Source organism: Saccharothrix hoggarensis (genome assembly GCF_042678885.1).
Taxonomy (GTDB): Bacteria; Actinomycetota; Actinomycetes; order Mycobacteriales; family Pseudonocardiaceae; genus Actinosynnema; species Actinosynnema hoggarensis.
In genome coordinates this window covers 1-13,869 of record NZ_JBHTLK010000010.1, presented here as the reverse complement: position 1 = coordinate 13,869, position 13,869 = coordinate 1, and the positions used below count along the sequence as shown (strand labels likewise).

Annotated in this window: 14 protein-coding genes; 8 read left to right on the top strand and 6 right to left on the bottom strand. The window is 72.1% G+C overall.

The features are described from left to right. The first annotated feature begins 311 nt into the window (after nt 1-311). From ACFQ3T_RS03910 to ACFQ3T_RS03890, 5 genes are all read left to right on the top strand, one after another. The gene (locus ACFQ3T_RS03910) at nt 312-1,214 is read left to right on the top strand and encodes a 5-dehydro-4-deoxyglucarate dehydratase (RefSeq protein WP_380719826.1); all 903 of its coding nucleotides are present in this window, start codon (nt 312-314) and stop codon (nt 1,212-1,214) included. Then, nucleotides 1,211-2,467 carry a glucarate dehydratase family protein gene (locus ACFQ3T_RS03905; protein ID WP_380719823.1) on the top strand — a complete coding sequence of 419 codons (1,257 nt, stop codon included), beginning with the start codon at nt 1,211-1,213 and terminating at the stop codon, nt 2,465-2,467. The genes ACFQ3T_RS03910 and ACFQ3T_RS03905 overlap by 4 nt, the downstream gene beginning before the upstream one ends. Nucleotides 2,468-2,481: 14 nt before the next feature. Next, nucleotides 2,482-3,606 (top strand): hypothetical protein, encoded by a 1,125-nt coding sequence (locus ACFQ3T_RS03900; protein WP_380719821.1) that lies wholly within the window; start codon nt 2,482-2,484, stop codon nt 3,604-3,606. Nucleotides 3,607-3,809: 203 nt separating this feature from the next. Beyond that, complete coding sequence (locus ACFQ3T_RS03895) at nt 3,810-4,286, top strand: hypothetical protein (RefSeq protein ID WP_380719819.1); 477 nt, start codon at nt 3,810-3,812, stop codon at nt 4,284-4,286. A gap of 155 nt (nt 4,287-4,441) precedes the next feature. Continuing rightward, on the top strand, nt 4,442-4,999 hold the full coding sequence (locus tag ACFQ3T_RS03890; protein ID WP_380719817.1) for a hypothetical protein: 558 nt from the start codon (nt 4,442-4,444) through the stop codon (nt 4,997-4,999). A gap of 32 nt (nt 5,000-5,031) precedes the next feature. Here ACFQ3T_RS03890 and ACFQ3T_RS03885 read toward each other — a convergent pair whose 3' ends face one another. Then, complete coding sequence (locus ACFQ3T_RS03885) at nt 5,032-5,286, bottom strand: hypothetical protein (protein WP_380719815.1); 255 nt, start codon at nt 5,284-5,286, stop codon at nt 5,032-5,034. 105 nt (nt 5,287-5,391) lie between these two features. Between ACFQ3T_RS03885 and ACFQ3T_RS03880 the strand changes: the two genes are divergently transcribed. Beyond that, nucleotides 5,392-6,237, top strand: coding sequence for a helix-turn-helix domain-containing protein (locus ACFQ3T_RS03880; RefSeq protein ID WP_380719813.1), 846 nt, complete (start codon nt 5,392-5,394; stop codon nt 6,235-6,237). Continuing rightward, entirely contained in the window at nt 6,237-6,425 is a 189-nt protein-coding gene (locus tag ACFQ3T_RS03875; RefSeq protein ID WP_380719810.1) for a DUF397 domain-containing protein, read from the top strand. Before ACFQ3T_RS03880 ends, ACFQ3T_RS03875 begins: the two co-directional genes overlap by 1 nt. An 11-nt stretch (nt 6,426-6,436) precedes the next feature. On the opposite strand, the gene ACFQ3T_RS03870 is transcribed toward ACFQ3T_RS03875, so the two are convergent. After that, nucleotides 6,437-8,095, bottom strand: a complete 1,659-nt coding sequence (locus ACFQ3T_RS03870; RefSeq protein ID WP_380719923.1) for a fumarate hydratase — start codon at nt 8,093-8,095, stop codon at nt 6,437-6,439. 103 nt (nt 8,096-8,198) lie between these two features. On the opposite strand from ACFQ3T_RS03870, the gene ACFQ3T_RS03865 reads away from it, so the two are divergent. Then, nucleotides 8,199-9,122, top strand: coding sequence for a phosphotransferase family protein (locus tag ACFQ3T_RS03865; protein ID WP_380719808.1), 924 nt, complete (start codon nt 8,199-8,201; stop codon nt 9,120-9,122). A 269-nt stretch (nt 9,123-9,391) separates the two neighbouring features. On the opposite strand, the gene ACFQ3T_RS03860 is transcribed toward ACFQ3T_RS03865, so the two are convergent. The 4 genes from ACFQ3T_RS03860 to ACFQ3T_RS03845 form a co-directional block, all read right to left on the bottom strand. Then, nucleotides 9,392-10,384, bottom strand: coding sequence for a sigma-70 family RNA polymerase sigma factor (locus ACFQ3T_RS03860; protein WP_380719806.1), 993 nt, complete (start codon nt 10,382-10,384; stop codon nt 9,392-9,394). A gap of 202 nt (nt 10,385-10,586) precedes the next feature. Continuing rightward, nucleotides 10,587-11,012, bottom strand: coding sequence for a D-aminoacyl-tRNA deacylase (gene dtd / locus ACFQ3T_RS03855; protein ID WP_380719804.1), 426 nt, complete (start codon nt 11,010-11,012; stop codon nt 10,587-10,589). Continuing rightward, a complete protein-coding gene (locus ACFQ3T_RS03850) occupies nt 11,009-12,496 on the bottom strand; it encodes a DUF7782 domain-containing protein (RefSeq protein ID WP_380719802.1) in 1,488 nt (495 codons plus the stop codon). The genes dtd and ACFQ3T_RS03850 overlap by 4 nt, the downstream gene beginning before the upstream one ends. Before the next feature lie 51 nt (nt 12,497-12,547). Continuing rightward, a partial coding sequence (locus tag ACFQ3T_RS03845; RefSeq protein ID WP_380719800.1) for a PucR family transcriptional regulator occupies nt 12,548-13,869 on the bottom strand: 1,322 nt, incomplete at its 5' end.

Sequence of the window (13,869 nt, the reverse complement as noted above, 5' to 3'; positions counted from 1 at the left end):
CAAGCCCGTGGGGCGGCCCAACCGGGGCCGCCCCACGGGGTCCACGCCCCGCCCCGCGCGTCCCCGAGCCGGCGCCGCCCCACCACGACACCACCACCGGAACCACCGCGGGAACCGCACCGGAACCGGTGCCGCGTCGGCGACGACCCGATCGCACGCCGCCGATCGCGCCCGGCCCCTCCACCTCACGTCGGTGTGCTCGCCGCCTGTGCGCCGGCACGTGAGGAGCCCGGAGCCGTGCGCGCCGGAGCCACACAAGTCCTTCCTGCGTGGGATCACCACCGGAGCGATCAAGGGATGAAGGTCTGGGTATGCAACTGGATGGGGTGCTGTTCTTCCCGGTGACGCCGTTCCGCGCGAACGGCGGGCTCGCGGAGGACGTGCTGGCCGAGCACGTCGAACGCGGGGTGGCGGCGGGGGCGGGCGGCGTGTTCGTCGCCTGCGGCACCGGCGAGTTCCACGCGTTGGAACTCCCGGAGATCGAGTGCGCGGTGACGGTCGCGGTCGAGGCGACGGCCGGGCGGGTACCGGTGTTCGTCGGCACGGGCGGTCCGCTGCCGACGGCCAAGCGGGTCGCCGAGACCGCCGCGCGGGCGGGCGCGGACGGCCTGCTGCTCCTGCCGCCGTACCTGGTGGCCAACCCGCCCAAGGGGTTGGTCCGGTACGTCACGGAGGTGGCGGCCGCGACCGAGCTCCCGCTGATCGTCTACCAGCGCAACAACGCGGTGTTCACGCCCGAGACGGCGGTGGAGGTCGCGTCGCTGCCGACCGTCGTCGGGCTCAAGGACGGGCTCGGCGACATCGACCTGCTGCAGCGCATCGTGCTCGCGGTGCGCGGGGCGGTCGACAAGCCGTTCCAGTTCTTCAACGGCCTGCCGACGGCCGAGCTGACGGTGCCCGCGTACCGGGGCATCGGCGTGAACCTGTACTCGTCGGCGGTCTTCTGCTTCGCGCCGGAGATCTCGCTCGGCTTCTACCACGCGGTGCGCGCCGGTGACGACGCGCTCGTCACGCGGTACCTGACGGAGTTCTACAAGCCGCTGGTGGAGCTGCGGGACCGGGTGCCGGGTTACGCGGTGGCGCTGGTCAAGGCCGCGGTGCGGGCCACCGGGCTGGACGTCGGCGGCGTCCGCCCGCCGCTGCTCGACCCGACGCCGGAACACCTGGCCGAGCTGGAGAAGATCGTCGCGGCCGGACGGAGCCTCGCCGGATGAGGATCACCGACATCGTCATCACGCCGGTGGCGTTCCGCGACCCGCCGCTGTTGAACTCGGTCGGCGTCCACGAGCCGTGGGCGCTGCGCACCATCGTGGAAGTGCACACCGACGAGGGAATCTCCGGTCTCGGCGAGAGCTACGGCGACATCGGGCACCTCGGCCGGATGCGCACCGCCGCGCCCGCCCTCGTCGGCCTGGACGTCCACGCGCTCAACGAGATGCACACCCGGATCGCGACGGCGCTGGGCGGCGAGGCCGGTTCCGACCGGCACGGGCTCACCGGCCCGCTCACCGTCGAGTCCACTGTGGACCGCGTGTTCTCGGCGTTCGAGGTGGCGACCTGGGACATCCGCGGCAAGGCGGAGGGCCGCCCGGTGAGCGACCTGCTCGGCGGCGCGGTGCGGTCCGCCGTGCCGTACAGCGCCTACCTGTTCTACAAGTGGGCCGGCCACCCCGGCGCCGAGCCGGACGAGTTCGGCGAGGCGCTGGACCCGGCGGGCATCGTGGCCCAGGCCCGGACGCTGGTCGAGCGGCACGGCTTCGGCTCGATCAAGCTGAAGGGCGGCGTCTACCCGCCCGACCAGGAGATCGAGGCGATCCACGCGCTGCGCGAGGCGTTCCCCGAGCACCCGCTGAGGCTCGACCCCAACGCGGCGTGGACCCCGGAGACGTCGCTGAAGGTCGCAGCGGAACTCGACGGCGTGGTCGAGTACCTGGAGGACCCCGCGCCGGGCATCGACGGCATGGCGGAGGTCGCGGCCCGCGCGCCGATGCCGCTGGCGACCAACATGTGCGTCATCGCGTTCGAGCACATCGCCCGGTCCGTCGAGGTCGGCGCGGTGCAGGTCATCCTGTCCGACCACCACTACTGGGGCGGCCTGTCCCGGTCCAAGGAGCTGGCCGCGATCTGCCGGACGTTCGGCATCGGCCTGTCCATGCACTCCAACTCCCACCTCGGGATCAGCCTGGCCGCCATGACCCACCTCGCCGCGGCCACGCCGAACCTGAACTACGCCTGCGACACCCACTACCCGTGGAACTCCGCGGACGACGTCATCACCACGCCGTTCACCTTCGTGGACGGCGCCGTCCCGGTGCCCACCGCGCCGGGGCTCGGCGTCGAACTCGACCGCGACGCGCTCGCCCGGCTCGCGGAGAACTACCGGACGTGCGGCATCGTGCAGCGCGACGACACCGGATACATGCAGAAGCACGACCCGTCCTACGAGAGGAAGCGCCCCCGGTGGTGACCACCGTCGCGCACTTGTACCCCTGGGATGTCATCGGCGACCCGGACGCCGTGGCCCGGGTGGCGTCGCTCGGCGTGGACGCCGTGGCCCTGGCCGCGTCGTACCACACCGTCCGCGCCGCCACCCCGTTCCACCCGCGCCGCAGGATGGTGGACGCCCGGCACGCCGCGTTCTACCTCCCGGTGCGGGAGGAAGCCTGGCGGGACAAGAGGTTGAGCCCCGCCACACCGTCCTGGATGGACGGTGACGACTCGTTCGGCGACGCCGCCTCGGCGGTGCGCGCCGCCGGCCTGCCGGTGTACGCGTGGACCGTGCTCACGCACAGCAGCCGGCTCGGGGACGCGAACCCCGACCTGGTGGTCCGCAACGCGTTCGGCGACGCGTACCCGTACGCGCTGTGCCCGTCGAACGAGCACGTCGTGGAGTACGCCCGGACGCTGGTGTCCGAGGTGCTCGAACTGGGTCGGCCGGACGGCGTCGTGCTGGAGGCGTGCGGCCCGCTCGGGTTCTTCCACGGCGGGCACCACGAGAAGACCGACGGCGCGGACTGGTCCGCCGTGCAGCAGAAGTTGCTGTCGCTGTGCTTCTGCGCGGCGTGCACGGACCGCTACACCGACCCGGTCGGCCTGCGGGACGTCGTGCGCGCGGCGGTCGACCGCGGCGCGGACAGCGTCGAGGAGGCGCTGGGCGACCGGGCCGGGCACGTGCGCGAGGTGCGCACGGGCATCTCCCGGTCGTTGCGGCGCGAACTGGTGGGCCTGATCCGCGCGACGGCGCCCGCGACGCGCATCGCCGCGCACGCGACCGCCGACCCGTGGGGAACGGGGCCGTTCGCCACGGTCGCGGGAGGCGTCGACGCTGACGTCGACGTGCTCACCGTGACGTGCTGGCCGGGCGTGGACGCGTCCGTGCCCGCCATCCGGGCGTTGCGGGAGGAAGCCGACGTGCGCACCGCCGCGTACGTGCTGGCCCTGCCGCCGAAGCCGGTGGACGGCGACGAACTGCTCGCCGAGTGGCTGGCTTACGCCGAGGCAGGCGTGGAGGAGTTCCACCTCTACCACGCGGGACTGGCCTCGGCGCGGCGACTGGACGCCGTGCGCCACGCCGTCGCCGGGATCAAGCGCGCCCTCGGCACGTGACCGCAGGGTGGCTGGTGGCGCCGCCCTCCACCAGCCACCCCTCCCGAACCGCGACCTCTCGAACCGCGACCGCTCCGAACGCCACCGCTCCGACCGCGACCGCTCCGACCGCGACCGCTCGAACCGAAGCCGGCGGTCACCTGAACGGGTAACTGTGAAAAGGGCGGCGCAACCCGCCTCGCGGGTGGCTCCGTCCTCTTCACATGAGAAGCCTTGGAACCGCACTTGGCGCGGGTGTGCTGCTGGTCGTGCTCGCCGCCTGCGCAACGTCCACGCCCGTCGGTCCGGGCGACAGCGGACCGACCCTGACCACGTCGGCCGAACCGACCTCGCCCAGCCCGGAGCCCGAGTTCGAGAGCCCCGTGCCGCCCGGCGGCAAGGAAGTGCCCAAGGGCAGGCTCGACGCGACCAACGTCCCCGAGGGCACCCCCACCACCGTGTGGACCGAGGGCGACGGCGCCACGCTCGGCGTCATCGCCCAGGAGGGCGGCTGCGGCAAGGCGAGCGTCGAGATCGCCGAGCAGAACGCCCAGGTGGTGAAGGTCGTCCTGGTCGAGACCACGCCGGCCGACGAGCAGGTCTGCACCATGGACATCCGCTACCCGCCGCTCACCGCGAAGCTGGACGCGCCGCTGGGCGACCGCCAGGTCGTGCTCACCACCAGGCAGGACAAGAAGTAGGCCTCCCTCCAGGGTGCCCGGTCGGCCTGCCCCCGGTCGGCCGGGCACCGTTCTGCCCCACCCCGCCACGGCGCCACCACCTCACGCCACGACCGCTTCACCGCCCCGACCGCTTCACGCTGCAACCTCACCGCGCCGGGTAACGTCCTTCAGCTATGAGGAACGTCAAGGTCGCCGTCGCCCTCGCCCTGCTCGCGCTCGCGGGGTGCACCAGCAGCCCGTCGGGCACGTCGCCGGACGGCGCCACTGCCCCTTCGTCTGCGTCGACAACGTTGTCATCGCCGGGCGGCACCGGGACAACGGGCACCGAACCCGCTGGTGGCACGGAAGCGCCGGGTGGCACCGAGGCACCGCCCACCGCACCGCCGCCCCAGGCCAGCGCCGAGGCCCTTCCCGGCGGACCCACCGAGGTCCCGGCCGCCCAGATCGACGGCGGCACGCTCCCGGACACCTACAAGCGGCAGGTCTGGACGTCCCAGGACGGCCGCACGGTGCAGGTCGTCGGCCTCGCGGGCGGCTGCAAGACGGCGAGCGCCGAGGTCACCGCCCAGTCCGGCGACCAGGTGCTCATCACCCTCGTGACCACGTACTACCCGCCGCCCGGCGGTGGCCTGTGCACCCAGGAACTCCGGGACGTCCCGGTCAACGTCACCCTCGAAGCGCCCCTGGGCTCACGCCGGGTCGTCCTCGAAGCCCGCGAGGACACCGCCTGACCCGCACCGCCCGAGCCGCACCGCTTGACTCCTCACTCCGTCGTCGCGAAGGCGGCCACCCCGTCCCACGCCAACCACAGGTCGGCGTCGATCGCGTCGCCCTCGTCGGTCATCGCGCCCGCTTCGGCGACGTACAGGCCGAGGTTGCAGCGGTGCGTCGCGAGCATCCGCACCATCCACGCGTGCAAGTCCTCCGACTTGTCGACGGGCGTGCGCGTGATCTCCCGGAACTGAACCCCGCTGGTCCGGGACTCGATCAAGCTCAGCTGGTGGAACCTCGACCCCATCGTTGGTCACTCCTAGGTCATGCCCGTACACTCTTCGAACACGGCGACCGTACTATGTGTCCACAACTTTGCGGCATATATCAACCGGGTGATTCGAGGAGAGCCATGACCAGCCCTCACCGCAGCGCGGCCCGCATCCAGATCGGCACCACGCTCCGCCGCATGCGGGAAGAGGCCGGGTTGCCACGCGAGCGCCCGGCCGAGGTCCTGCACTGCACGACCACCAAGATCGGCAACATCGAGACGGCGGTCAGCGGTGTCCGACGCGCGGAGCTGGAGAAGCTGCTCGACCTCTACGACGTCGACGAGGCGACCCGCGACGACTTGCTGAACCTCAACACCGAGGCCAACCGCCGGCGGCCCCGGAGCAAGCTCGGCGGGATGATCCAGCCGTGGCTGCGCCGCATCCTGGACGTGGAGGCCACCGCCACGGAAGCCCTCTACTCGTCGTTCGAACTCGTCCCGGCGGTGCTCCAGACCGAGGCGTACGCCCGCGCGCTGATGGTCGCCTGTGGTGTGAGTGGCGAGACGCTGGAGAAGAACCTCCAAGTGCGCATGGAACGACGCGCCCTGCTCACCGACCGCGAGCCACCGCTGCGGTTCTGGGCGGTCATCGCGGAGCCCGCGCTGCGCGCGAACATCGGTGGCCCTGAGGTCATGCGGGACCAGGCGAAGCACCTGCTGGCGTTGACGGAGCTGGAGAACGTCGTGGTCCAGGTCATGCCGCAAGGAGCCGGGACGCACCCGTTGACCGGTACTACGCTGACCTTGTTCCGGCTGCCCGACAAGCTGCCGTCGCTGGTCAGCGTCGACACCCCGTTCGGAGACCACTTCGTGGACGCCGTCCACCTGGTGGAGAAGACGAGCCACTGGTTCGACTACACCCGTGCGAAGGCGTTGGGAGTCGAGGAGAGCCGCGAACTCCTGACCCGGATCACGGAGGAGACCTGATGAGCCTGAAGCCCGACGAGTGGACCAAGTTCAGCGGCGGCGGCTCCAACTGCGTCGAGGTCATGCGCACGGCAGACGAGGTGCTCGTCCGCAACAGCAAGCGGCCTGAAGAAGCCCCACAGCGCTTCACCCACAGCGAGTGGGACTTCTTCACGCGCGGCGCCAAGCTCGGCGTGTTCGACCTGTAGCCGGGGGACCGCTACTTCCGGAACGTGATCTGGAGGGTCGGGGCGGAGGTCTCGGCGAAGAAGTCGTTGCCCTTGTCGTCCACGACGACGAACGCGGGGAAGTCCTCCACCTCGATCTTCCAGACCGCTTCCATGCCGAGCTCGGGGTACTCCAGCACCTCGACCTTGCGGATGCAGTCCTGCGCCAGCCGTGCCGCCGGTCCGCCGATCGAGCCCAGGTAGAAGCCGCCGTGCGTCGCGCACGCGTTCGTCACCTGCTTGGACCGGTTGCCCTTGGCCAGCATCACGAGCGACCCGCCCGCGGCCTGGAACTGCTCGACGTACGAGTCCATCCGCCCGGCGGTCGTCGGCCCGAACGACCCGGAGGCGTAACCCTCGGGCGTCTTCGCGGGACCGGCGTAGTACACCGGGTGGTCCTTGAGGTACTGCGGCATGGGCTCGCCCGCGTCCAGCCGCTCCTTGATCTTGGCGTGGGCGATGTCCCGCGCCACCACCAGCGGACCGGTCAGCGACACCCGCGTCTTCACCGGCAGCGCGGACAGCGTCGCGCGGATCTCCGCCATCGGGCGGGTCAGGTCGATCTTCACGACCTCGTCGGACAGGTCCTCGCCGGTGACGTCGGGCAGGAAGTGCGCCGGGTCGCGTTCCAGCTGCTCCAGGAAGATGCCCTCGGGGGTGATCTTCGCCTTGGCCTGCCGGTCCGCCGAGCACGACACCGCGATGCCGACCGGGCAGGACGCGCCGTGCCGGGGGAGCCGGATCACGCGCACGTCGTGGCAGAAGTACTTGCCGCCGAACTGCGCGCCGATGCCGAAGTTCCGGGTCAGCTCCAGCACCTGCTGCTCCAGGTCGACGTCCCGGAACGCGTGGCCCAGCGCGGAACCCTCGGTGGGCAGGCCGTCGAGGTACCGGGCGGACGCGAGCTTGGCGACCTTCAGGTTCTGCTCCGCGGACAGGCCGCCGACGACGACCGCCAGGTGGTACGGCGGGCACGCGGCCGTGCCGAGGGAGCGCAGCTTCTCGTCCAGGAACTTGGCCAGCCGCGCCGGGTTCAGCAGCGCCTTGGTCTCCTGGTACAGGAACGTCTTGTTGGCCGAGCCGCCGCCCTTGGCCATGAACAGGAACTCGTACTTCGGCTCGACGCCCGGCGCGGTGAACAGGTCGATCTGCGCGGGCAGGTTGGTGCCGGTGTTCTTCTCGTCCCAGAACGTCGTCGGCGCCATCTGCGAGTACCGGAGGTTCAGCTCCTGGTACGCCTCGAAGATGCCGCGCGACAACGCCTCCTCGTCGGCGCCGCCGGTCAGCACGGACTCGGTGCGCTTGCCCATCACGATCGCCGTGCCGGTGTCCTGGCACATGGGCAGCACGCCGCCCGCGGAGATGCACGCGTTGCGCAGCAGGTCCATCGCGACGAACCGGTCGTTGCCGCTGGCCTCGGGGTCGTCCACGATCGCGCGCAGCTGCGCCAGGTGCGAGGGGCGCAGGAGGTGCTGGATGTCCCGGATGGCCTCCTTGGCCAGCAGGGTCAACGCGGCGGGCTCGACCTGGAGGAACGTCCGGCCGGCCGCTTCCACGACCGACACGCCGTCCGGCGTCACCAGTCGGTAGTCGGTGTGGTTGTCCTTGGCCAGGGGCAGGACGTCGGTGTACTGGAACGTCGGTCCCAACAGGTTCGACGAGGTCACGTCGCGGGCTCCCTTGCGCGCTTCGGGTTCCGCCGAACCTATACCGATCGCGCCGTCGCGTCCCGCCACCCGTGATGTGATTCGCGTCGTGGTCGACAGCCTCACCAAGCGCCGGCTCCCCGAATCCGAACTCGACGCCCTCGTCCGCCGCGTCCTGGGTGTGCCGCTCGTCGCGCACGTCGAGCTGACCGACGGCATGTTCAACACCGCGTACCGGCTCACCACCGCGGACGGTCGCGAGACCGTGCTGAAGGTGGCGCCGCCGCCGGGTGTGCCGCTGCTCACGCACGAGCGGGACCTGATGCGCACGGAGGCGTTGGCGTTCGAGCTGATGGCGGCGCACGGCCTGCCGGTGCCGGAAGTCCTGCTGCACGAGGACGGCTTGCTGCTGATGACCGCCCTGCGCGGGGTGCCGTGGTCGACGGCGCGGCCGGGGCTGAGCGACGCCGAGCACGGCGCGCTGCGGCGTGAGCTGGGGGAGGTCGTCCGCGGGCTGCACGCGATCACGGGGCCGGTGTTCGGCTACGTCCAAGGCCCGAACGGCGCGACGTGGCGCGAGGCGTTCACGGGGATGGTGGACGCGGTGCTGGCCGACGCCGACCGCTTCGGCGTGGAGCTCCCGCCGACCGTGCGCGGCGCCGTCGAGGCCCGCGCGCACCTGCTGGACGAGGTCACCGAGCCGGTGCTGGTGCACTTCGACCTGTGGGAGGCCAACATCTTCCTCGCCGACGGCCACGTCGAGGGGATCATCGACCCGGAACGCGCCCTGTTCGGCGACCCGCTGGCGGAGATCGCGACCGTCGCCCTGTTCACCGAACTGGACGAGGACTTCGCCGCCGGGTACGGCAAGCGGGAGTTCAGCGACGCCGAGCGGACCCGTGTCGCGCTCTACCGCGCGTACCTGTGCCTGGTCATGATCGTGGAGGGCGTGCCGCGCGGGTACTCCGGCGAGGAGCGCGACGGGCACGTGCGGTTCTACCGCGCGAAGCTCGCGGAGTACCTGGGCCTCTGAGGAAATGCGGAAGGCCGGGCCGGCCCCCGACCGCCCCGACCTTCCTCAGCATGCGAGCACCTCCGCGTGATGGGGCGGAGGTGTCGCTTGGTTCGTGTAACGCACGACCGTGCCGTGACTGGCGTCACAAGTCAATCCCGCACAGCGGTGACTCACCGCCGCAACGTCGCTGTATCGCGTCAGTTCACCGTCGAGCCCGGGTTCAGCGCCCGCGTCAGGCCGTCCCCGTGTCAGGCCGGATCACCGTGTCAGGCCGGATCACCGCCCGCTCAGCTGGCGTAGGCGCGCAGCTTGGCGGCCCGCTCGCCCTGCCGCAGCTTCGACATGACCTCGCGCTCGATCTGCCGCACCCGCTCCCGCGACAGCCCGAACTGCTTGCCGATCTGGTCCAGCGTGCGCGGCTGGCCGTCCTCCAGGCCGTACCGCAGCCGGATCACCGCCTGCTCGCGCGGCTCCAACGTGGCCAGCACCCGCCGCAGGTCGTCCTGCAGCAGCCCGGAGATGACCGCGCTCTCCGCGTCCGTCGCGTCGGAGTCCTCGATGAAGTCGCCCAGCGGCGCGTCTTCCTCGGTGCCGACCGGCATGTCGAGGCTCACCGGGTCGCGCGCGTGGTCGAGGAGGTCGACGACCTTCTCCGGCGTGAGGCCGGACTCGCGGGCCAACTCCTCGTTGGTGGCCTCGCGGCCCAACGTCTGGTGCAGGTCCCGCTTGATCCGGGCGAGCTTGTTGACCTGCTCCACGAGGTGGACGGGCAGCCGGATCGTGCGACCCTGGTCCGCCATTCCCCGCGTGATCGCCTGGCGGATCCACCAGGTCGCGTAGGTCGAGAACTTGAAGCCCTTGGTGTAGTCGAACTTCTCGACCGCGCGGATCAAGCCCAGGTTGCCTTCCTGGATCAGATCGAGCAGCGGCATTCCGCGCCCCGTGTATCGCTTCGCAAGCGAAACGACCAACCGGAGATTCGCTTCGAGAAGGTGGTTCTTTGCCACGTGACCGTCGCGGATCAACGCGCGCAGTTCGCGCTGGCGCTCATCCGGCAGGTCGGGGTGGGTCTCCAGCTTGTGCTGCGCGAAGACGCCGGCCTCGATCCGCCTGGCGAGTTCCACTTCGTCGGCCGCGGTCAGCAGCGCTGTCTTGCCGATGCCGTTCAGGTAGACCCGAACCAGGTCGGCGGCCGGTCCCTGGGCGTCGAGGTCCAACTCGGCGCTCGTGGTGGTCGTGTCGTTCCCGACCTGACGGTCGAGGAGCCTCGGGACGGTCATGGAGCTCCCTCCCCCTTGTGTCGCGGGCTGGCAGTGCGGTCGTGTCGCACACTCCGCGCTGCGTTGCGCGGCTCACCTTTCGGTGTCTGACACTGGGGGAAACGCGAACCGGGCCGAAATGGTTCCCGCTTCCCATGACCTGAAGACGTCACTGCCGTCACAGCGGTTGCGCCGCGAATCCTGAGGATTCCCTGAGAAGGATCTAGAGTTCCACCAACACGGTGAACGGACCGTCGTTCACACTCCGCACGGACATCATCGCGCCGAACCGTCCCGTTTGTACTCGCGCGCCCTTCCGGCGCAGTTCCGCGACCACCTCTTCGACCAACGGCTCGGCGTGCCCGGGCCGGGCGGCGGCGGTCCACGACGGCCGCCGCCCCTTCCGCGTCTCGCCGTAGAGTGTGAACTGGCTCACAACGAGCAGGGGTGCGCCGGTCGTGGCGCACGACTCCTCGTCCCTGAGGATCCGCAGCTCGTGCAGCTTCCGGGCCATCGCGCGCGCCTTGTCGACGTCGTCGTCCACGTGCACGCCCAGCAGCACCAACAGGCCCGGCTCGGCGATCGCGCCCACCACCTCGTCCTCCACGGTGACCGAAGCCTCTGTGACGCGTGCCACGACCGCTCTCACGCGGGCACCACCATGCCGTGCCGGACGAGGTCGCGGACGATCGGGAGCGCGGCCCGGGCGAGCGCGTCGGCGTCCAGGTCGTGGGCGTAGGCCAGCAGCGTGATCAGGTCTTCCAGCGGCAGCGCGCCCCGGAAGCCCGCCAGCAGCTTCGCCGCGGTCTCGTCCAGCTCCTGCTGCCAGCCGGGGCCGTCCACGCGGTGCAGGCGGCGCACGACCGCCTCCCAGCCCTCGTCGGTGGGGGAGGAGACCTCCTCCAGCAGCACGGTCTCCGGCACGGTGAAGCGGGTGGCCAGGAGCTGGGCGTTGTCGGTGGCGCGCAGCCAGGCGACCCGGTCCAGCCAGGCGGCCGACTCGGGGCCCAGCGGGTCGTCGAAGGCGTGGCGGAGGTCTTCGCACACCACCTCGGCGTGCGCGGCGTCCGTGCGGCGGAGCGTGACGAAGCCGAACCCGACGCCCTCGACGTCGTTCTCCTCGAACCAGTCCAGCCACGCCGACGCCTTCGCCCGGCCCTCCTCGCTTCGGGGGTCCACGCCCGCGTCGCGCAGCCACGTGCCGACGTACAGGGCCGGGTCGGCGACGTCGCGCTGGACGAACCAGGCGTCCACCCCGCCGCGCGGCAGCCAGCCGGAGACCCGCTCGGCCCAGTCCTCGCCCTTCCGGTGCAGCCACGACGCCAGCAGCTGGCCCACGCCGCCCTCGTTCAGGAAGGACGGCATCTGGCGCACGACCAGCGCGCTCGCGTCGTCCCCGGCCAGGCCGGAGTCCCGGTAGACGTAGTCGACGCGCGGCGGGCCCACCACGAACGGCGGGTTGCAGACGACCTGGTCGAACCGCCGACCGCGCAGCGGTCCGAACCACTCGCCCTGGCGGAGCTCGACGTCCACCTCGTTGATCCGGAACGTCCCCGCGGCCAGCGCCAGCGCGCGCTCCGACAGGTCCGTGGCGGTGATCCTCCCCGCGTGCCGGCTCGCGTGCAGCGCTTGGACGCCGCACCCCGTGCCCAGGTCGAGCAGCGTGCCGACCGGGCGGCGCGACGTGGCGCGCGCGAGGCTGATGGACGCGTGGCCGACGCCCAGCACGTGGTCGGTCGGCACGGGGCCGCCGCGCTGCTCGGAGTCCTGGTCGGCGATCACCCACCACGAGCCCTCGTCGTCGCCGTAGGGGCGGATGTCGAGGCCGGCCCGCAGCCCGTCGCCGGAGCCGCGCAGCACCTCGGCCTTCACGGCGGTGTCGAGGTCGACGTCGGGCAGGGCCGCCCGCACCGCCGACTCGGGCTCGGTGTCGCCCAGCAGGAACAGGCGGATCAGGGAGCCGACGGCGCCGGCGTCGCGGGTGGCCCGCCGCGCGGCCTCGGGCTCACCCCGGCCCAGCGCGGCGTGGGCCTGCGGCCCGAGCACGTCGACAACACCGTCCGCGTCGTAGCCGGCGGTCCGGAACGCCTCACGCAACCGGGCGGTGAGGTCGGCAGAAAGATCAGGGAGCACCGCGTCATCGTCCCGCGCCCCGCCCGGCGCCGCCCGGGCAGCCCCGGTGACTCAGGACGTCGTCGTGATGGCCAGCGCGATCGCCATCGCCAGCCGCTGCTCCGGGTCGTCCAGCGGCAACGCCGTCACCTCGCCCATCCGCTGCATCCGGTACCGCAGGGTGTTCGGGTGCACGGACAGCGCCCGCGCCGCCTCCCGCGCGTCGCCCTGGGCCGCCAGCCACGCCCGCAGCGTCACCGCGTACTGGGTGCCGTGCTCGGCGTCGTGCCGCACCAGGTCCGCCACCGGCCCCCGCAACGGCAACCGGCCCGCCTCCGCCACACTCGCCAGCCGCCGCAGCAGCACGCGCGCCCACGCGTGGTCGTAGACGACGGGCTCCCCGCCGGACAGCGCCAGGCACTCGTCCGCCTCGCTCCGGGACGCGGGCAGCGACGACGCGTCCGCCCGACCACCGACCCCGGCCAGCACGACCGCCTCCGCCGGCAGCTCACGGGCCAGCGCCCGCACCCAGTCCAGCGCCGCCGCCGGGTCGTCCGCGCACGGCAGCACGGTGTACAGGACGTTGCCGAACAACGCCGACCGCCCCGGCCGTGACCAGCCGAAACCCGCCGTCGCCCGGGAGAACGCCAGCAGCGCCGCCCCGTGCTCGCCCTCCCCGGCGTGCGCCTGCACCGCGATGACCCGCAGGTCCGCCGACGGCAACCCCAGCCGGGCCAGGTTCGCGGGCACGCCCGACTCCAGCGCCTCGATCACCAGGTCCGCCTCGGCCTGCCGCTCCAGGTCCGCCGACGCCCGCGCCCGCAGCAGGTGCAGCGCCGCCGTCCGCGCGCCGTCCACCAGGGCCGCCGCCCGCACCGCGTCCACCGGGTCGTCCACCTCGACCCACACCGACCCCAGCAGCTCGCGCCCGGCCCGCACCGCCGCCACCAGGCGCCCGCCCAGCCGGTCGGTCAGCTTCGGCACGAACAGCGGCTCGTCGGAGCGCGCCAGGTGCGTGAACACGCCGTACGCGTCCAGCGCCTGCCACGCCTCCTCCGGCACCCGCCGCCCCAGGATCGTCTGCACCCGGACCGGGTCCACGTCCTGCTGCCGGTACGAGTACGCCAGCACGCGCGACTGCTGGTCCTCGATCGTCACCGGCCCGCCGACCACCGCGGCGATCGCGTCCGCCACCGCGAACAGGTCGCCCGACCCCTGCCCGCCGAGCACCAACGTCTGGGCGACGTTCGCCAGCTGCCCCCACGGCACCGACGGGTCCACCAGCAGCACCGCCGCGCCCGACCGCCTGGCCGCCGCTGCCACCCGTTCGTCCAGGGGCGGCGAGCCGTGCAGCACGACCGCCGCCGCCGCGGTCCCGGCGACCAGCCGCGCCG

Bases quoted from the DNA above. Each gene is read 5' to 3' on its own strand.
- ACFQ3T_RS03860 (WP_380719806.1), bottom strand. From the start codon at position 10,384: ATGACCGTCCCGAGGCTCCTCGACCGTCAGGTCGGGAACGACACGACC.
- ACFQ3T_RS03890 (WP_380719817.1), top strand. From the start codon at position 4,442: ATGAGGAACGTCAAGGTCGCCGTCGCCCTCGCCCTGCTCGCGCTCGCG.
- ACFQ3T_RS03905 (WP_380719823.1), top strand. From the start codon at position 1,211: ATGAGGATCACCGACATCGTCATCACGCCGGTGGCGTTCCGCGACCCG.
- ACFQ3T_RS03895 (WP_380719819.1), top strand. From the start codon at position 3,810: ATGAGAAGCCTTGGAACCGCACTTGGCGCGGGTGTGCTGCTGGTCGTG.
- ACFQ3T_RS03910 (WP_380719826.1), top strand. From the start codon at position 312: ATGCAACTGGATGGGGTGCTGTTCTTCCCGGTGACGCCGTTCCGCGCG.
- ACFQ3T_RS03885 (WP_380719815.1), bottom strand. From the start codon at position 5,286: ATGGGGTCGAGGTTCCACCAGCTGAGCTTGATCGAGTCCCGGACCAGC.
- ACFQ3T_RS03880 (WP_380719813.1), top strand. From the start codon at position 5,392: ATGACCAGCCCTCACCGCAGCGCGGCCCGCATCCAGATCGGCACCACG.
- ACFQ3T_RS03875 (WP_380719810.1), top strand. From the start codon at position 6,237: ATGAGCCTGAAGCCCGACGAGTGGACCAAGTTCAGCGGCGGCGGCTCC.